Below are 19,196 nucleotides of genomic sequence, written 5' to 3'. Positions count from 1 at the left end.
TCAAGCTCTGGGATGAGTATTGTCATATATACTCATCAACTGTTCAACCGATATGTGCGTATATTTTTGAGTTGAAGAAAGGCTTGAATGTCCAAGTATCAATTGGATAGCCCTCAATTTGTCTTTATTGGCGCCCTTGTCGTTTTTATCGTCAGCGGCAAGCAGATGTGTGGCGCAACTGTGCCTGAGAGTGTGGGGAGAGATGTTTTTGTTTACGCCGGCGGCAAGCGCGTAGGATTTGAGAATTCTTGAAACGCTGCGCGAAGTTATGCCGGTTTTTTTTGACCCGACAAAAATACGGGCGGTTCCGGGTTTGAAAGTGTCTCTGATTTCAAGATACCGCTTGAGTGCTTCGGCGGCTTTTGAGCCGAACGGAACCATTCTCTCCTTTCCGCCCTTGCCGAAAACCCTGACCAGAGATTGCTCAAAATCAATGTCTTCAACCTTGAGAGAAACAAGTTCGCTCACCCGAAGCCCTGAAGAATAAGCCAGTTCAAACATCGCGCGGTCTCTCAGCGCAAGCCGTCCGTCTTGAGGCTTCATCGCCCTTAAAAGAGCGTCAATCTCGTCCACCGAGAGAAAAGATGGAAGAGAACGGGCGCGTTTCGGAGATACCGCGCTTTTGGCGGGATTGCCGCTCGTTACTCCCTCAATATTGAGAAACCTGAAAAAAGTCCGCACGGCGGCGAGTTTTCTCACGGTTGAGGTTTTAGAATTGCGTTTATCAAAACGCTCCGCTATGTACCGGTTGATGTCTCTGACTTCAATCGCGGACAGTTTTAACCCGCTTTTGATGATGAAATCCGCGAACTGCCGGACATCGCTCATGTAGGCGCGAACGGTATTGGGGGAAAGGTTTCTCTCGTATTCAAGATAACTCCGGAAACCTTCCAAAAAACCCCTGACATCCTTTTTTTTCATCACTCTTATTTAATAGTTACCGCGCCCGGATTGTCCAGATAAATCCTCTTCGCTCCTATGTAGGTACTCTTGTAATAGGGTTTCGCAAGGTCCGAGATGATGACCTTTCCGCCCACGGAAGAAGCGTGTATGAACTTGCCGTCTTCAATGTAGATTCCGATGTGGGACGGGAACGGCCTGTCAGTTTCAAAGAAAACCAGATCTCCTTTCTGCAGACTGTCTTTTTTCAGCCAGCGTCCGTCTGCGTGTTTGTGCATCATTCTTACGGTTCTGGGCAGGTTGACGCCGAAATATGAAAAAACCCTTTTTACATAAGCCGAGCAGTCGATGCCGGTTTCGGGCGAGTTTCCGCCGTATTTATATGGCGCCCCCAGATAGTTTTTCGCGGTTTCTATGATGTTGTTGCGAATGCGCACGGGGTAGGAGTATTCAAAAGTGTCAACAACAATGTGCGAACCCGGCTGCCGCCAGTCCGCGTTTGAGGCGTTAAGTGTCTCAATCTCTTTCACATCCAAACCGAAAGCACGCGAGATTTCACTTTCCTTGTCACCAATTCCAACTCTGAAAACCACAAACCTTGAATGGATATCCGGATTGCCGTTGACAAGGAGTTTGCGCGATGTGAAAACTTTGTCTTTCTTCATTCTGTTCAGTTTTATTATGTTCCGGACGCTTGTTCCGTAAGCGGCGGCTATTGAAGAAACCGTTTCGCCCTCGGCGACCGTGTGAAGAGAAGCAACATCGTGCAGGGACAGCGGAACACTGAGAGTATCGCCTTTGTATATAACGTCGCCGTCTATGCTATTGGTCGATGAAAGCGCGTCCGCCGCAATTCCGAACCTGCGCGCTATGAGGTTCAGCGAGTCCCCCGGCATTATTGTGTAAGTGAACACAAAGGTATCAGTCTGTTTGTGCGCGCCGTCGCTTTGCTTTTGCCCGTCAAGCCCGCCGGTCAAGAAAAACCAGACCGCACCGGCACACAAAGCCGTAACCGCGAATACAGAAAATCTTTTCATTAGAAACCCACCCCCGTTTTCCATTTCTGATGGAATATTACAGGGCGGAATTATAGCAAAAACAAAACGGGAAAATAAAGACACATTCTTGGCAACGCCGGAAAAAAATCTAATCGCGAACGGAAAAATCCGCGCGCTCAAACTGCCCGGTTTCCTCGTTCAGATACCACAGGGTTGAATCCTTCAAGGAGCCCTTTTCTATTGACATTATAAGGTATCCCCAACCACCCCACGCTCTAACTCTATCTGTTTCCGAAGGACGCGCCGGGTGGTCGGGATGTGAATGGTATATGCCAACTATGTTCAAATTTTTCTCGCGCGCGGCGGTGTCCGCGGAGTTGAAAGACAAAGGGTCAAGTTCGTAGCGGTCATGCGCTCTTTCAGTGTTGAGGTTGCGGCATTCGGCGAATTCGCTCACCACGCCTCCATCTCCCATCATAACGCCGCACACCTCATCGGGATAACCCCGCTCGGCATGCTCTTTCATGCCTTCAAGGGCGTGTTTTGAAATTTCTACCACCAAAGTTTTTCGCTCAAATACCTGAATCCGCTGTCGGGAAGCACCGTTACAATAACCCCCGAAGTAATTTTGCGCGCCAACTCAAGCGCGCCGACAACCGCCGCGCCGCCCGAATGACCAATGAATATGCCCTCGGTTTTAACCATTTTCTCCATCATTGCGTAAGCGTCTTCGGTGGAAACAAACAGGGTTCCGTCAAAACCTTTCGGGTCGTATATTCCCGGCACTATTGAGGACTCAATATGCTTCAACCCTTCAAGCCCGTGAAGAACCTCGGCGGGCTCAATGGCAAACGTCCGCACTTGCGGGTTCAACTCTTTGAGCCGGCGCGAAACTCCCATAATCGTTCCACTTGTTCCAATGCCCGCGACAAAGTGCGTAACGCGTCCGCCCGTTTGCTCCCATATTTCGGGCGCGGTTGTTTCATAATGGGCCAGAGGGTTAAGCGGGTTGTTGTATTGATCGGGCATGAAGTATTTGTCCGGCGACTGCTGTTTGAGCCGGTGCGCAAACACTATCGCGCCGTCCGAGCCTTCAAGCGGGTCGGAATAAATTATTTTCGCGCCGAACGCCTCTATGGTTTTCTTTCTTTCAACATTGACGTTCTCAGGCGCGACTATCGTTACCGGAAATCCCAGAGCCGCTCCCGTCATCGCGTAGGCAATCGCCGTGTTGCCCGATGACGAGTCCATTATGGCAAGCCCGTTTTTCAACTTGCCGTCTTTTATGGCTTGTAAAACCATGCGGACTGCGGCGCGGTCTTTGACCGAACCGCCGGGATTAAGCCATTCGGCTTTCGCGTATATCTCAACGGAATCGGAGATGTCGTTTGAGATTTTGCTCAATCTCAAAAGAGGCGTTTCACCTACAAAATCAACAATTGACCGCGACACAGTCCCGGCGCCCGAGTTCTCAATGCCCGCCGCATGTCCCATATCAACCGCGCCGTATCCTGACCGTGTAAAACGAGTCCTCTTTGTTTATTTCCAGAACCTTATGCCCTTCGCGTTCAATTGTGCGCGGCAGATTATCAATCGGCTCGCCTTCGCTCACGCGAACTTCCAAAATCCCGCCGGGCTGCATGCCTTTGAGTTTCATTTTTGTTTTAATGGAAGTCATCGGGCAAACCTCGCCCGTTATGTCTATGAACTTGTCCGCTTTTTCCGTCATCTTGAAAAACCGTCTCCGCCATGGGGAAAGTATCACAAAAAAATCAAAGATAAAAAGAGCACTGCGAACAGGCAACGCAACCGCTCAACCTTCGCGCGAAACAAACTCCGCGACAGATTCAAAAATCCCCGCGCCGTCATCTCCGCCGAGAACCTCATCACAGCACCTTTCCGGATGCGGCATCATTCCAAGCACATTTACCGCTCCGCAAATTCCGGCTATACCCGAAACCGAGCCGTTCGGGTTTGCTTCGGCGGTCACGTCACCGTCAGCCGAACAGTAGCGGAAAACAATCCGCCCTTTGCTCTCTATTTCCGCAATTTCATCTTCGCGGCAGAAAAAAGCCCCCTCGGCGTTGGCAACGGGAATTCTCAAAACCTCGCCTTTTTTGAAAGCCGAAGTGAAAGGCGTATTAATGTTTTCAACGCGCACATGCGTCCAGTCGCAGACAAATTTCAAACTTGAATTGCGCACAAAAGCGCCCGAAAGCAGCCCGCATTCGGCAAGAATCTGAAACCCGTTGCAAATTCCAATCACAGGTTTGCCCGCACGCGCGAAACTTTTTACCTCTTCCATTATCGGGGAAAAAGACGCCATTACGCCCGTTCTCAAATAGTCGCCGTAGGAAAACCCTCCGGGGATTACAACGCAGTCAATTCCGCCGAGCGATGTTTCCTCGTGCCAAACTTTCACACTTCCGTGCCCCAAACTTCTGACCGCGCGCGCGCAATCCTCATCGCAGTTTGAGCCCGGAAAAACAACAACCCCGAACTCAGCCATCGCCCCGCGCCTCAGCAACCTCTACTGAAAAAACCTCTATGACCGGATTGGCAAGGATCTCGGAACACATCCGGTCAGCTAACTCGCGCGCGGATTTCTCATCGGAACACCCCACCCTCAACTCTATAAGTTTGCCCACGGTCGCGGACATAACATCGCTGAAACCGAGTTTTCCAAGCGCGGAAAGCACGGTTTTGCCTTGAGGGTCAAGCACGCCCTTTGCGGGGCGAATCTCAATTTTCACATCAAAACTTTTCACTTCAGGTCTTCGCGCCCTTAGTGGGAATCACAGACGCCCCGCCCGCTATCTCAAATGACAGTCTCTCAAGATCGTCCGGGGATGAGTATTGAATCACAATGCTGCCTTTTTCCCTGCCGCCTTTGATGCTCACTTTCGCGCCAAGAGCCTCGCGCATTGAACGCTCCGCGCGCTTGAGATATATGTCGGGTTGCGAAGCGGCGGACCGGTTTGATGAACCGCCCGAAGAGGAAGAGCCGGAAGCGTTGATTGTTTTTACAAGTTGTTCGGTCTGCCGCACGGATAAACCGCCCGACACAATTCTCTCGACAACTGCGCCTTCATCCGCGGCGAACTTAAGCCCCAGAAGTGCTCTTGCGTGCCCCGTTGAAATCCCGCCGGACACAAGCGCCTCGCAGGATGCGTCCGAAAGTTTCAAAATCCGCAACGAGTTCGTAATCGCCGCCCTGCTTTTGCCGACCCGCTTTGACATATCTTCGTGCGTCAAACCATACTCCGATATGAGCTGCTCATACGCGAGCGCCTCTTCAACAGGATTAAGATCTTCACGCTGAATGTTTTCAATCAGAGCCATCTCAAGCGATTCGCCGTCTGCAAGGTCGCGCACAATTACCGGAACCTCGTGAACGCCCGCTTTCTGTGCCGCGCGCCACCTTCTCTCTCCGGCGATTATCTCGTATGTGTTTCCGCTCTTGCGGACAATCAACGGCTGAATCAAGCCCTTTTCCCTGATTGAAACCGCAAGTTCGTCAAGCGCGGCGGAATTGAACTCAGTTCTCGGCTGTGTCGCGCCGGGCTTGAGCCGGACGGTCGGCACTGTCATGTAAACGCCTTCCGAAACTTCACTCTCATCACCGATAAGCGCTTCAAGTCCTTTGCCAAGCGTGTTTTTCCTCATTTGGAACACCTCCGTTTTTCTTGATTATTTCCTCCGCGAGCGACATATAATCGCGCGCGCCTTGAGATTCGTTGTCATAAATCACAACCGGTTTGCCGTGACTCGGACATTCGGCGAGGCGGACATTTCTTGATATGACGGTGCTGAAAGTGTCATCGCCGAAATGGTTTCTTATTTCGCGGGCAACCGAATGGCATATGTTGTTTCTCGTGTCAAACATCGTCAGCAGATAGCCCTCAACCGAAAGCGCCGGGTTGATGCGTCTGCGCACCAGACCGATGGCGTTTTTTATGTGCGCAAGCCCTTCAAGCGCGTAATATTCGCACTGTATGGGAATTATTACCGAATCCGCCGCCGTGAGCGCGTTGACTGACAGAATGTTAAGCGAGGGCGCGCAGTCTATTATTATGTATTGGTAGGCGTCCGAAACTTCGCCGAGGGATTTTTTCAAAATATATTCCCTGCCTTCAAGGTTAAGCAGTTCAACCTCCGCACCCGTAAGATTGGCGTCCGAAGGTATAACATCAAACTTGTCGCCGAATGAGTCGGGATAGACCTTCCGTATGCAGTCCGTGAGAGATTCACCGCCGATTAGAACGCCGTAAACAGTTACGGCGGCCCCGTTTTCCACGGCGCGCTCAACGCCCACACCGCTTGATGAGTTGCCCTGAGGGTCGCAGTCCACAAGCAGAGTTTTCCGCCCCAACATGGCGAAACTCGCAGAAAGGTTGACGGCGGTCGTGGTTTTCCCCACTCCGCCCTTCTGGTTAACAATTCCTATGATTTTCGCCACAGGCGCAACCCTTGTGATTTGTGAAGAAGATTTTCCAATTCAAAAACGGTTTCAATCTTGCAATGCCTACTCCTGAATTATAGTCTTACGGGGCGGTTTTCTCAAATGAAACGGCAACCTGTTTTTTCCAAAACTCTTGAGATAGACGGCGGGGTTTGCGTAACCGCGCATGCGTGTCGGCGGGGTCTGCGAAGCGTTTCCGTCTCATTTAAAAAAAGTGCGGACGCGGATTTGAACGCTCCGCAACGCGAAATTTCTCCCGAAGTAATGAAAACCCTTGATGAATGCCTTGCGAAAGTGTCGTCCTGTTTCAAAGGCGAAAAACACTCGCCTTACTTAAACGGGGAAAACTCCGGAGATTTTGTGTTCCCCGAAGCGTCTGAATTCCGCGTCAAGGTGTGGAGAGAAATATCAAAAATTCCAGCCGGTCAGACACGTACTTACTCTGAAATTGCCGCCGCGCTCGGCGGAGAGAAATACCGCAGGGCGGTCGCCGGAGCGGTCGCGGCGAATGTTTTTCTCATAATGGTTCCGTGCCACAGAGTTGTCGGTAAAAAAGGGCTCGGCGGATTCAGCGGAGACGGGGGAGTTAAGATGAAAAAAATCCTTCTTACGATGGAATCGGGAGACGCAAACTGAACCCCGGAACGCCCGATAAAATTGTTTCTTCGCTTTTCGGTCTGGGATACGCGCCTTTCGCTCCGGGCACCCTCGGCACGGCGGGCGCGGCGGTTTTTTACGTGCTTTTTCTGTCGGATATGAGCACGGGAAGTTTCGCGCTTTTCTGGGCTGTTTTTACGCTTGCGTCCGTTTTTGTGTGCGGCAGAGCGGCGGAGGCTTTCGGTGAAAAAGACCCGCAGAAAATCGTCATGGACGAAGCGGCGGGATTTTTTACCGCAATGCTTGTGTCTTCGGGCGCGGTTGTTGAAATCGTTGCTGGATTTGCGCTTTTCAGAATTTTCGACATTGTAAAAATATATCCTTCGCGCCGAATTGAGAAGTTGCCCGGCGGATGGGGCATAGTTCTTGACGATGTTTACGCGGGACTGCTCGCCGCGGTAGCGGTCGGGGTACTGAGTTTTTTTGAGGTTTAGAGTGATTTGCCCGGCATAGAGTTCATTTCAATAGGAGACGAAGTTCTTTCGGGAACAACCGAAGACCGCAACTTTTCTTTCGCGGCCGGAGAGGTTGTTGCCGCCGGACTGTCTCCTCCGGTACGCAGAACATCCGTAAGAGACAATAAAAAAGAAATAAAAGACGCTTTGCGGCGCGCGGAACAATCCGGCTTTGTGATTGTGTGCGGCGGACTGGGGCCCACTCCCGATGATTTAACGGCGGCGTGCGCGGCGGACTTTTTCGGAGAGCCGCTCAAATCAAACCCCGAAGCACTTGAACACGTCAGAACCGCGCTCAAAAAAATGAAGCGGCGCGTCCTCGCATCTCACAAAAAACAGGCGATGATGCCCGAAAGCGCATGCGTAATTCCCAATTCCAAAGGCACTTCCGCAGGGTTTATGTGTGAGTCAAAGCGGGCGGTTTTTTATTTCCTTCCGGGTGTTCCCCGCGAATTCCAGGCAATGACAACCGGATTTGTCGTGCCGGACATACAAAAAAGAAGCGGCGCGGAGAAGCACTCGCTCAAAGCCGTCGGTGTTTTCGGCATTCCCGAATCCGAACTTGCTCGTAAGGTTGAAAAAATGAAGATAAAAAACGCGGACATCTCATACAGAATTGTGAGGGACTATGAGATTGAAGTACGGATTTCCCACGCGAGCGATCCCAAAATTGTCGGGAACGCGGCGGAAAAAATAAAAAAGCGACTGGGGAAAAACGTCTTTTCAGTTTCAGGCGCGACTCTTGCCGAAACGGTCGCGCAAATCCTTCTTGAGAAAAACCTCACGGTCTCCGTGGCGGAATCCTGCACGGCGGGCATCCTCGCGTCCAATCTGACGCAAACCGCCGGAAGTTCAAAATATTTCACCGGCGGAGTTATCCCCTATTCAAACCGCTCAAAAAGCGACCTGCTCGGGGTCGCCCAAGATGTGATTGAGAAAAAAGGCGCGGTCAGCGCCGAGGTCGCCCGCGCTATGGCGGCGGGGACTCAAAAGCGTTTCGACTCGGACATCGGAGTCGGAATAACAGGAATCGCGGGACCCGGAGGAGGCTCGTTTGAAAAGCCGGTGGGAACTGTTTACATTGCCACAATCGCGGGTAAATCTGTTGCGGACGCTGTTTGCGGAAAGTTTCAATTCACGGGAAGCCGAGACCGCGTGAGACGGCACTCGGTGGCGCGCGCGCTTTACATGATAATGGAAGCGGCTCAACCAAAAAATGGAGTAAAAAATGGCAAAAGAAAAAGTTGAATCTTCAAAACGTTCCGATTCGGTTGAAAAGGCGATTTCGCTGATTGAAAAACAGTTCGGCGAAGGCGCGATAATGACGCTCGGTGCGGGCGGCAAAGTGCCTGATATACAAGTGATTTCAACCGGATCAATCGGAATTAACATTGCGCTTGGAATCGGCGGGCTTCCAAGGGGAAGAGTTGTTGAGATATACGGCGCGGAATCATCGGGAAAAACAACCATTGCCATAGGCGCGGTCGCAGAATGTCAAAAAAGCGGTGGCACGGCGGCTTTTGTGGACGCCGAACACGCGCTTGACCCGCGCTACGCGGCGGCTTTGGGGGTCAAACTGAAAGATCTTCTTGTTTCACAGCCTGACAGCGGCGAGCAGGCGCTTGAAATCGTTGACACTCTTGTAAAAAGCGGCGCGGTTGATTTGATAGTGATTGACTCGGTTGCCGCGCTTGTGCCAAAAGCGGAGATAGACGGCGAAATGGGAGACTCTCACGTGGGACTTCAGGCGCGTCTGATGTCGCAGGCGTTGAGAAAACTTACGGGCAACGTCAACAAATCGGGCACGACCGTTCTTTTCATCAATCAAACAAGACAGAAAATCGGCGTTCCCGCATATATGAATCCCGAAACCACAACCGGAGGAATGGCTCTGCGCTTCTATTCATCCGTAAGAATGGACATTAGAAGAGTCGCGTCTGTCAAAGACAAAAACGAGAACATTACGGGAATTAAAGCGCGCGTGCGCGTTGTGAAAAACAAAGTCGCCCCGCCGTTCAGAGCGGCTGAGGTGGAGATAGTTTACGGCAAAGGCATTTCCAAATTCGGAGAACTTCTGGACATTGGAGCGCAATACGGCATCGTTGAACAGAAAGGCGCACATTACTCCTACGACGGAAAAAAACTCGGACAGGGTCGCCAAAAATCATTTGAGTTTCTGGCGGAAAACCTTCCGGTAGCCCGCGAAATCCGGAAGAAAATTCTGGAAAAAGCGGGAGTCAAAGATTCCTGAAAATGAAAATCCTCGCGATTGAGTCTTCCACGCATCTGGGAAGTATCGCTATCACGGACGGCGAAAAAACACTCGCGGAGCGTCCGGTTACAAAAAACGCCGAGGAACTCGTCCCGTCATTTGAAGAAATCCTGAAAAAAACCGCGACTTCAAAAAATGAAATCCGCGGTGTTGCGGTCTCCTCCGGACCGGGTTTTTTCACCTCGCTGAAGGTTGGCGCGGCGGCGGCAAAATCTTTCGCCTACGCTCTGAAAATCCCCATCGCTCCCGTTCCATCGCTTGATATACTCGCGGCAAGCGCGAAGTTTGAGCCCGGCACAACCGTGTGCGCGGCGATAAACGCGAGAAGCGGGCTGTTTTTCTGGGCGGTTTTCAGAGAAGAAAACGGAGGGTTCACGCGGCTTTGCCCCGACAGCGTAACAACACCGGACGAGATGAGAAAACATCTCGCGGAAATGGACGCGGGTTCGGTTCAGGGCGTTTTGCAGGAAGACGGTTCGGGCGGCGCGGATGAAATCGCGGACTTCACAATAGTCTCCTCAAAAGCGTCCGTGTGCGCCTCTTTGGGCTTACGTCTGATGGAGGAGGGGAAAACCGAAACGGCTTTTTCGTTCTCCCCGAACTACGTAAGGGAAAACTTGTATTCTTGACACTACCGCGCTCATAAACTACTTTTTTCCGCGTCTTGCGCAGGATTTCCCGAAAAATTCAAATCGGCAATATTGAAGTGGGCGGCGGCGCGTCTGTTTCGGTTCAGTCAATGACGAAAACCGACACGCGCGATGTTGCGGCGACTGTTGCTGAAATCCGGCGTCTTGAAGAAGCCGGATGCGACATTGTGCGCCTCGCCGTTCCCGATATGGACGCTGCAAACGCGCTTGGAAAAATAAAAGAACAAACAAAAATACCGCTTGTTTCCGACATCCATTTTGACCACAAACTCGCGCTGACCTCAATTGCGCAAGGCGTTGACGCGATGAGAATCAACCCCGGAAACATCGGTTCGGAACAAAAAATCAAAGAAGTCGTGAGCGCGTGTAAAGACCGGAACATTCCCATAAGAATAGGCGTGAATTCGGGCTCTCTTGAAAAAGATATATTGAAAAAACATGGCTCTCCCACGGCTCCCGCGCTTGCCGAAAGCGCAATGAGGCACGTTGAAATTCTTGAAAATCTCAACTTTCACGACATAAAAATCTCGGTGAAATCCACCGATGTAATACGCATGATAGAGGCGTATGAAATCATAGCGGAACAGACCGAATACGCGCTTCACCTCGGCGTTACCGAAGCGGGAACCCCGAATATGGGAACAATAAAATCCTCGGTCGGCATCGGCGCGCTGCTGGCAAAGGGAATCGGGGACACCATCCGCGTTTCGCTCACGGGAGACCCCGTTGATGAAGTAACGGTTGGCATAAACATCCTCAAATCAATAGGTATGAGAAAAAGCGGAGTTGAAATCATATCGTGCCCCGGCTGCGGACGGCTTGAAATAGATTTGATGAAACTCGTTAGCGATGTTGAAAAGCGCACGGGCGCGCTTTCATTGCCCAGACCCGTCAAGATTGCCATTCTCGGTTGCGTCGTGAACGGACCCGGCGAGGCAAGCGACGCGGACATCGGCATCGCCGGTGGGCGCGGCAAAGGAATGCTTTACAAAAACGGCAAACTCATCCGCTCTTTCAAAGAGTCTCAAATTGTTGACGAACTCATCAAAGAGATTGAGACCTACGCCGTATGAAACCGGCGCGGCGGGACACAGAACTTTGAGATTTTCCTCCTACTTCATACCGACCCTCAAGAACGACCCTTCGGACGCCGAAGTCGCGAGTCACAAACTTATGACGAGGGCGGGAATGATAAGAAAAGTCGCGGCGGGAATATACGACTATCTGCCGCTCGGCTTGCGTTCCATCAGAAAAATCGAGGAGATTGTGCGGGACGAAATGAACTCTTCGGGAGCGGTTGAGTTGCTCCTTCCCGCAGTCGCGCCCGCGGAATTATGGAAAAAAAGCGGCAGGTGGGACTACTACGGAAAAGAGCTTCTGCGCTTCAAAGACAGAGCCGAGCGTGATTTCTGCATCGGACCCACACACGAGGAAGTCATAACTGAAATCGCCGCGGCGACTCTGCGCTCATACAAAGACCTGCCCAAAAACCTCTACCAGATTCAGACAAAGTTCAGAGACGAAATCCGCCCGCGTTTCGGCGTGATGCGCGCGCGGGAATTTATAATGAAGGACTCTTACAGTTTTGATATCTCGGTTGAAGAGGCGAAAAAATCATACGAGAAAATGTATAAAGCCTACGGCAGAATTTTTGAACGGTGCGGACTTGATTTTCGCGCCGTAATCGCGGACACGGGCAGCATCGGAGGCAGTGAATCGCATGAGTTTATGGTGCTCGCGCAAAGCGGCGAGGACGTTGTGATGTCTTGCGAAAAGTGCGGTTACGCCGCAAACCTTGAACTCGCGGGCATTGCCAAAACCAAAAGCGCGCAAACAAAAAACAGTCCCGAACAAATCAAAGAAGTGGAAACGCCCGGAATGAAAACCGTTGAGGACGTGGCGAAGCTGCTCAAAACCAAGCCGTCAAATCTGATAAAAACCCTGATTGTGAAAACTGACGCCGGAACCGTTTCCGCCCTTGTTGGCGGCGACAGGGAACTCAGCCTGACAAAACTCAAAAAGTTTCTCGGCGCGCAAACCGCGGAACTCGCGAACAAGGAAGAAATTCTGCGCGTGTCGGGAGGCGCGGTCGGATTTTCGGGACCCGTGGAAATGAAGGAAAAAATTAACACGGTCGCGGACTTTTCAATCAAAGGCATGAGCGGCGCGGTCGTGGGCGCGAACAAAAAAGACTTTCACCTGATAAACGTCGCCGAGGGACGGGACTTTGAGCCCGACTCGTTTGCCGACATACATGTTGCCAAAAACGGAGACGGTTGCACGGAATGCAGCGGGGCGCTTTCGTCAATACGGGGCATAGAGGTCGGGCATGTGTTTCTGCTCGGAACAAAATACAGCGAGGCGATGGAGGCGACATTCACCGACAAAGACGGAAAGGAAAAACCGTTTGTGATGGGGTGCTACGGAATTGGCATAGGCAGAACCGTTGCCGCCGCGATAGAGCAGAACAACGACGGAAAATCAATGGTGTTTCCGCCCGCAATCGCGCCTTTTGAAATCGCCGTCATTCCGACAAGCATGGGAGACGAGCAGACCGTTTCGGTGGCGGAAAAGATTTACAACGGGCTTGTTAAGTCCGGCGCGGACGCCCTGATTGATGACAGGGACGAAAGCGCGGGCGTGAAATTCAAAGACTGCGAATTAACGGGCGCGCCGTTTCATGTTGTTGTGGGACCAAAAGGGCTCAAAGACGGAACGGTTGAAATCAAAAACCGCCTCACGGATAAAACTGAAAACATTGAAACCTCAAAAGCGGTTGACTTCTGCCGCAACCTGTCGCCTATGGCAAATCAACCTGCTTGACTTTTAGCCCCCCTGTCGCAATCTTTCTGCAACGAATGAGCAATGTTCAAATAACGCAATAAGATGGAGACAAATTCATGGATGACGTCAAATGCCCTGTGATGCACGGCGGCCTTACAGGCAATAAAACAACAGGCACTTCAAATAAGGACTGGTGGCCAAACCAGCTGAACCTGTCAATTCTGCACCAGCATGACAAAAAATCTAATCCTTATGCTGAGCAATTTGATTACAGAGAAACATTCAAGACGATTGACTATCAGGCGCTGAAACAGGATTTGCACAATCTGATGACAGATTCTCAAGACTGGTGGCCGGCTGATTACGGCCATTACGGCCCTTTCTTCATCCGTATGACATGGCACGCGGCGGGCACCTACAGAACAGGTGACGGCCGTGGTGGCGGCGGTACCGGAGCCCAGCGTTTCGCGCCTCTTAACTCATGGCCTGACAATGGCAATCTGGATAAGGCTCGTCGCCTGCTCTGGCCCGTTAAACAGAAATACGGCAACAAAATTTCATGGGCTGACTTGTTAATACTGGCGGGTAATGTCGCGATTGAATCAATGGGCGGAAAGACGTTCGGCTTTGGTGGTGGCCGGCCTGATATCTGGCATCCGGAAGAAGATATCCATTGGGGCGTGGAAACAGAATGGCTTGGTGACCGGCGTTATGGAGACACACGTCAGTCACTCGCCAACCCGCTGGCGGCTGTTCAGATGGGTCTTATCTATGTGAACCCGGAAGGTCCAAACGCAAACCCGGACCCGTTGTTGAGCGCGCAAGACGTGCGTGAGACGTTTGGGCTTATGGCGATGAATGATGAAGAAACTGTGGCGCTGGTCGCGGGCGGTCATACTTTTGGCAAGGCGCATGGCGCAGGCGACCCTGAACTGGTCGGCGCGGAACCTGAGGGCGCGCCGATTGAGCAAACGGGATTTGGATGGAAAAACGACCATGGCACAGGCACAGGTGTGGATACAACCACCTCCGGTATTGAAGGCCCGTGGACATCCAACCCGACACAGTGGGATAACGGCTATTTTGACATTCTGTTCAAATATGAATGGCAACTGACGAAAAGCCCCGCCGGCGCGCACATGTGGCAGCCGGTTGATATTGATGACGCGGATAAAGCGCCTCAGGTTGACGGTTCGGCAAATACCGTAACTCCGATGATGACAACAGCGGATATGGCTATGATCAAGGATCCCGCCTATCGCGAAATCTCAGAGCGATTCCACAAAAATCCTGATCAGCTTGCCGATGCTTTTGCCCGTGCATGGTTCAAATTGTTGCATCGTGATATGGGGCCAAAGGTACGTTATCTCGGTCCCGAAGTGCCTGCGGAGGAATTTATCTGGCAGGATCCTGTCCCGGCGGGCGCATCAGATTATGATGTTGCGTCTGTAAAAGACGCTATCAAAGCCGGCGGTTTGAACATCCCTGAAATGGTTGAAACTGCGTGGGCTTCCGCATCAACCTATCGTGGCTCTGATATGCGCGGTGGCGCCAATGGCGCGCGCATACGCCTTGCGCCGCAAAAAGACTGGGAGGCAAACAAGCCCGCACAGCTGGCTAAGGTATTGGGAGTTCTTGAGCCGATTGCGCGGGAACATGGCGCTTCGGTTGCCGATGTGATTGTGCTTGCGGGCTCAACAGCCATTGAAATGGCATCAGGAAAAGAGGTGCCGTTCACGGCGGGGCGCGGCGATGCCAGCCCGGAGCAGACAGATATTGAGTCATTTGCCGTGCTTGAGCCTCCGGCTGACGGCTTCAGAAACTACCTGCAAAAAAACTTCAGCGTATCACCGGAAGAGATGCTGCTTGATAAGGCACAGTTAATGGGACTGACAGCGCCTGAAATGACAGTGCTTGTCGGTGGTTTGCGCGCCCTTGGCATCACCACGGATGAACGCGGCGCATGGACAGGCGGCACATCTCTGGATAATGGCTGGTTCTCAACATTGCTTGATATGAGTGTTGAGTGGCAACCTACGGGCTCAAACAGCTATCAAGGTTCAGACAGAACATCAGGCGAGGCGGTACGCACCGCCAGCCGTGTTGATTTGGTGTTTGGCTCAAACTCTCAGCTACGCGCATTGGCTGAGTTATACGCGCAAAATGATAATCAGGACAAATTTGTCACAGATTTCATTAATGCTTGGGTCAAGGTTATGAATGCTGACCGTTTTGATATCGCATGATAGATTGAATTCGCTTTCTAAGAACGTTTAGGTCGTTTATTCCCAAGCCAGTCGTACCAATCAACCCAACCTTTGCCCTTGTATTTTCGGTCGGGTTTTGTAGGCATATCTTTTGGAAAATCTTTTGTCTTTGTATGCGCTACCCATTGCGTACTACTTTTGAGATTCAAACTCCGCGCATAATCCCGTGCTTTCTCAAAGGAGCGAACTTCTTTTTTGTGAACATTCCCAGTCCCAAGCCAATCACCCCAACTAATCCAACCTTTGTCCTTGTATTTTTGGCTGGGAACAACAGGGATGTCCTTTGGAAAATCTTTTGTCTTTGTATGTGCAAACCATTGATTTTGACTTTTGAGATTCAAACTCCGCGCATATTCACGTGCTTTCTCAAAGGAGCGAACTTCTTTTTTGTGAACATTCTCGGTCCCAAGCCAATCACCCCAACTAATCCAACCTTTGCCCTTGTATGTTTTGTAGGGAAGAACAGGAATGTCATCCCTTGGAAAATCTTTTGTCTTTGTATGTGCTACCCATTGATTCACATTTTTGAGATTTAAAGACCGCGCATATTTACGCGCTTCCTCAAAAGAACAATATTCTCTTAAGTGAGTAGCAACTGCTCCAGTCCCAAGCCAATCACCCATACTAACCCAACCTTTGCCCTTGTATTTTCGGTCGGGGTTTGCAGGAATATCTTTTGGAAAACTTTTTGTCTTTGTATGCGCTCGCCATTGCGTACTACTTTTGAGATTCAAACTCCGCGCATATTCACGTGCATCTTCAAAAGAACGATATTCTCTTAGGCGAGGAGCAACCGTTCCAGTCCCAAGCCAATCACCCCAACTAACCCAACCTTTGCCCTTGTATTTTTGGTCGGGGTTTGCAGGAATATCTTTTGGAAAACCTTTTGTCTTTGTATGCGCTCGCCATTGATTCGCATTTTTGAGATTCAAACTCCGCGCATAATCCCGTGCTTTCTCAAAGGAGCGAACTTCTTTTTTGTGAACATTCTCGGTCCCAAGCCAATCACCCCAACTAATCCAACCTTTGCCCTTGTAGATTTGGTTGGGAGCAACAGGAATGTCCTTTGGAAAATCTTTTGTCTTTGTATTTGCAAACCATTGATTCGCATTTTTGAGATTCAAACTCTGCGCATGCTTACGCGCTTCCTCAAAAGAACGATATTCCTTTAAATAATTAGCGATGTTGCCCGTCCCAAGCCAATCACCCCAACTAATCCAACCTTTGCCCTTGTATTTTTTGTAGGGAAGAACAGGAATGTCATTTGGAAAATCTTTTGTCTTTGTATGTGCAAACCATTGCGTACTACTTTTGAGATTCAAACTCCGCGCATATTCACGTGTATCTTCAAAAGAACGATATTCTCTTAAGTAAGAAGCAACTGTTCCAGTCCCAAGCCAATCACCCCAACTAATCCAACCTTTGCCCTTGTATTTTTTGTAGGGAAGAACAGGAATGTCATTTGGAAAATCTTTTGTCTTTGTATGTGCAAACCATTGCTTTTGACCTTTGAGATCCAAACTCCGCGCATACTTACGCGCATCTTCAAAAGAACGATATTCTCTTAAGTAAGTAGCAACTGTTCCAGTCCCAAGCCAATCACCCACACCAATCCAACCTTTGCCCCTGTATTTTTGGGAGGGATTAACAGGAATGTCCTTCGGAAAATCAGGTGTCTTTGTATGAGCTCGCCATTCCGATTCACCTTTCAAACCCAAAGACCGCGCATATTTCCGTGCTTCTTCAAAACCTCTCCAGTTTACTTTTGCAACCTTATGCCAAATTCTGGTCTCAACGGCTTTTGAAAACTCATTAAAATTGATATTAATTCCAACTGGAACATCGCCGTTTATGGAAACAATTTTTCCGCCCCTGTTTTTTCTGCCTTCGGTAACCGCCCTGAAATAGTCTTTTATCCTTTCGTCCTGCGTTGACATTGCGGTAATCTGGGCGGCGATTTTCTTAAAAGGCGTGCTTTCCGCAAACTCTTCAAAATCCATTCCGTCCGGCACAACAATCGGCAGAAGTATGTATCCCTTCTTTTTTCCCTCCGCCGGACGCATCGCCCTGCCCGCCGCTTGAACAATATCCACAACGCTCTGTTTCGGGTCGGCAAACAAAACGCAGTCAATCGCGGGAATATCAACCCCTTCGGTTAAACATCTCGCATTTGTTATGAGAGACCGTGTGGATTTTTCAAAATCCCGCATAACTTTCGTTCTCTCGCCCGTGGAAAGCGCGCTTGAAATATGAAAATTTTCAATTCCGGTTCGTATAACGCTCAACTTTGAAAGTTCGTTCTGCTGGGATTCAAAATCTTTCGCCGCCGCAATGCTTTTGTGAAAAGAAACCGCGTGCTTGATTTTGTGTTCACTGAAAACTTTTCCAAGGGCAACTCCCGCCGCAAGAGAAGCGGACTCACGGGTTTTACGCTGTCGCAAGACATTTTCGTCTTTTACAAGTTTGTTGTTTTTGATAATTTCGCGGACTTCCGCGTCCGTAACAAAAATCGTGAGAATTTCGTAGTCGCAAATAATGCCGTCATCAATGGCTTCTTTGAAAGTGAGTTGATAAAAGCACGAGCCGTAAATCTTTTCATCATCCATTGACAGAACTTCATCGTTTTTTCCGTGAAGAACCCTCTCCGTTGCGGTCATAAAAAGACGGTTTTTGACCTTAATTTTCCGGTCGTCCGGCAGGGTGGCAAAAGCGGAACTCTTTTCCCCGACTGTTTTGTGCGCTTCGTCCAGAATGCAAAGATCAATCACGCACCCGCTTTCCCGCGCCGCTTTCGCAAGACGCGGACTGCTTTGATAGGTTGTAAAAATCACCTTCGGCTCAGATGAGCGTTTTTTCAGAAAAGCCGCTATCTCGCCCGCGTCCGTTGTGGTGGGAATGCCCATTTCGTATGTGCTGGACACAAAACTGTCCGTGCTTTTCCCAACAGTTTCATCACTGCAAACGCAAAGCCAATCCGGCATTTTCCCGTGCGCAAGATATTCGCGCGTCCAGTCTCCAACGCTCTGTTTTATCAACATAAGACTCGGCACGGCTAAAACCGTTGTCTGTGCTTTGAGGGATTGAGCCGCCCAGAAAGCCGTAAGACTTTTGCCGGAAGCGCAGGGCATAATCATTCTTCCGCGCGGGTTTTGCCCTTTCAGGTAGTGTTTGCGGATTTTGTCCAAGGCGGTTTTCTGGTGAGGTCTCGGCTCGCGTTTGGAGGGTTTGTGTGTTTTGTTCGCACTTTGAGCGCGGATTGCGGCCCACTCATCAGGCGTCAATTCAAGCCATCTGGAAAGTCCTATCTCCACAACATTGCCGAGCAGTTCCTTTTTCTTTACGGGTTTCTGCGTTGTGTGCGCAACAACACCGAGCGTTATGTTTTTGCAGTATGAAAAAGACAGCTGGGAAAATGTTGATAAATCTTTTCTGGTCAGGGCGGTTTCCGTGTCAGACCTGTATTTCGCCTGTATGGCCCAGAACTCTCCGTTGCGGGTTTTGGCAATCAGGTCTATTCCTTCATCGGTTGAGGGAAGATTAAGTTTTCCGGCAACTTCGGGCGGAATATCGGCAAGACGCCAGACATCCGAAAGTTTTGTTTGGTATTCGGGGCAAACGGTCAGATACAACCGGACAAGTTCTTCAAAAAGGTCACCTTTTTCTTTCGTGGTTTTCAGTTTGTCCGCATACGAAACAAACTCCCGCCAACTTGAACATTTACTCAGGAATGAGCGGTGAAGCATTCAGGCAC

General features: G+C 50.4%; 18 protein-coding genes. 8 read left to right on the top strand and 10 right to left on the bottom strand.

Annotated features, from left to right (window positions below; all coding sequences use genetic code 11):
• The 9 genes from GKS04_02570 to GKS04_02530 form a co-directional block, all read right to left on the bottom strand.
• Positions 1–921: a tyrosine recombinase gene (locus GKS04_02570; GenBank protein QMU56681.1), complete on the bottom strand. Its 921-nt coding sequence runs from the start codon at positions 919–921 to the stop codon at positions 1–3.
• Between the two features lie 5 nt (positions 922–926).
• Entirely contained in the window at positions 927–1,961 is a 1,035-nt protein-coding gene (locus GKS04_02565) for a LysM peptidoglycan-binding domain-containing protein (GenBank protein ID QMU56060.1), read from the bottom strand.
• Between the two features lie 85 nt (positions 1,962–2,046).
• Entirely contained in the window at positions 2,047–2,460 is a 414-nt protein-coding gene (locus GKS04_02560) for a hypothetical protein (protein ID QMU56059.1), read from the bottom strand.
• On the bottom strand, positions 2,451–3,392 hold the full coding sequence (locus GKS04_02555) for a pyridoxal-phosphate dependent enzyme (protein ID QMU56058.1): 942 nt from the start codon (positions 3,390–3,392) through the stop codon (positions 2,451–2,453). Before GKS04_02555 ends, GKS04_02560 begins: the two co-directional genes overlap by 10 nt.
• 1 nt (position 3,393) lies before the next feature.
• Positions 3,394–3,627, bottom strand: a complete 234-nt coding sequence (locus tag GKS04_02550) for a sulfurtransferase TusA family protein (protein QMU56057.1) — start codon at positions 3,625–3,627, stop codon at positions 3,394–3,396.
• Positions 3,628–3,711: 84 nt separating this feature from the next.
• Positions 3,712–4,407 carry a phosphoribosylformylglycinamidine synthase I gene (gene purQ / locus GKS04_02545; protein QMU56056.1) on the bottom strand — a complete coding sequence of 232 codons (696 nt, stop codon included), beginning with the start codon at positions 4,405–4,407 and terminating at the stop codon, positions 3,712–3,714.
• Positions 4,400–4,651 (bottom strand): phosphoribosylformylglycinamidine synthase subunit PurS, encoded by a 252-nt coding sequence (purS, locus tag GKS04_02540; GenBank protein QMU56680.1) that lies wholly within the window; start codon positions 4,649–4,651, stop codon positions 4,400–4,402. Before purS ends, purQ begins: the two co-directional genes overlap by 8 nt.
• A 16-nt stretch (positions 4,652–4,667) precedes the next feature.
• Positions 4,668–5,564 (bottom strand): ParB/RepB/Spo0J family partition protein, encoded by an 897-nt coding sequence (locus GKS04_02535; GenBank protein ID QMU56055.1) that lies wholly within the window; start codon positions 5,562–5,564, stop codon positions 4,668–4,670.
• Positions 5,533–6,357 carry an AAA family ATPase gene (locus GKS04_02530; GenBank protein QMU56054.1) on the bottom strand — a complete coding sequence of 275 codons (825 nt, stop codon included), beginning with the start codon at positions 6,355–6,357 and terminating at the stop codon, positions 5,533–5,535. Before GKS04_02530 ends, GKS04_02535 begins: the two co-directional genes overlap by 32 nt.
• 267 nt (positions 6,358–6,624) lie before the next feature.
• Here GKS04_02530 and GKS04_02525 point away from each other — a divergent pair, with 267 nt between their 5' ends.
• From GKS04_02525 to katG, 8 genes are all read left to right on the top strand, one after another.
• Positions 6,625–6,996, top strand: coding sequence for a methylated-DNA--[protein]-cysteine S-methyltransferase (locus GKS04_02525; protein QMU56679.1), 372 nt, complete (start codon positions 6,625–6,627; stop codon positions 6,994–6,996).
• Positions 6,978–7,451 (top strand): phosphatidylglycerophosphatase A, encoded by a 474-nt coding sequence (locus tag GKS04_02520; GenBank protein ID QMU56053.1) that lies wholly within the window; start codon positions 6,978–6,980, stop codon positions 7,449–7,451. Before GKS04_02525 ends, GKS04_02520 begins: the two co-directional genes overlap by 19 nt.
• A 6-nt stretch (positions 7,452–7,457) precedes the next feature.
• Positions 7,458–8,720 carry a CinA family nicotinamide mononucleotide deamidase-related protein gene (locus GKS04_02515; GenBank protein ID QMU56052.1) on the top strand — a complete coding sequence of 421 codons (1,263 nt, stop codon included), beginning with the start codon at positions 7,458–7,460 and terminating at the stop codon, positions 8,718–8,720.
• Entirely contained in the window at positions 8,701–9,723 is a 1,023-nt protein-coding gene (gene recA / locus GKS04_02510) for a recombinase RecA (protein ID QMU56051.1), read from the top strand. Before GKS04_02515 ends, recA begins: the two co-directional genes overlap by 20 nt.
• A 2-nt stretch (positions 9,724–9,725) precedes the next feature.
• Positions 9,726–10,373: a tRNA (adenosine(37)-N6)-threonylcarbamoyltransferase complex dimerization subunit type 1 TsaB gene (gene tsaB / locus GKS04_02505; GenBank protein ID QMU56050.1), complete on the top strand. Its 648-nt coding sequence runs from the start codon at positions 9,726–9,728 to the stop codon at positions 10,371–10,373.
• Positions 10,374–10,408: 35 nt separating this feature from the next.
• The gene (gene ispG / locus GKS04_02500; GenBank protein QMU56049.1) at positions 10,409–11,467 is read left to right on the top strand and encodes a flavodoxin-dependent (E)-4-hydroxy-3-methylbut-2-enyl-diphosphate synthase; all 1,059 of its coding nucleotides are present in this window, start codon (positions 10,409–10,411) and stop codon (positions 11,465–11,467) included.
• A gap of 25 nt (positions 11,468–11,492) precedes the next feature.
• A complete protein-coding gene (locus GKS04_02495) occupies positions 11,493–13,217 on the top strand; it encodes a proline--tRNA ligase (GenBank protein QMU56678.1) in 1,725 nt (574 codons plus the stop codon).
• A gap of 77 nt (positions 13,218–13,294) precedes the next feature.
• The gene (gene katG, locus GKS04_02490) at positions 13,295–15,424 is read left to right on the top strand and encodes a catalase/peroxidase HPI (GenBank protein ID QMU56048.1); all 2,130 of its coding nucleotides are present in this window, start codon (positions 13,295–13,297) and stop codon (positions 15,422–15,424) included.
• Between the two features lie 17 nt (positions 15,425–15,441).
• On the opposite strand, the gene GKS04_02485 is transcribed toward katG, so the two are convergent.
• The gene (locus GKS04_02485; GenBank protein QMU56047.1) at positions 15,442–19,188 is read right to left on the bottom strand and encodes a hypothetical protein; all 3,747 of its coding nucleotides are present in this window, start codon (positions 19,186–19,188) and stop codon (positions 15,442–15,444) included.
• Positions 19,189–19,196 lie beyond the last annotated feature (8 nt).

It is taken from the genome of Candidatus Mycalebacterium zealandia, assembly GCA_014075295.1.
GTDB classification, from domain to species: domain Bacteria; phylum Desulfobacterota_D; class UBA1144; order Nemesobacterales; family Mycalebacteriaceae; genus Mycalebacterium; species Mycalebacterium zealandia.
The sequence above is the reverse complement of the archived record's forward strand: the minus strand, read 5'-3'. Positions and strand labels throughout refer to the sequence as shown.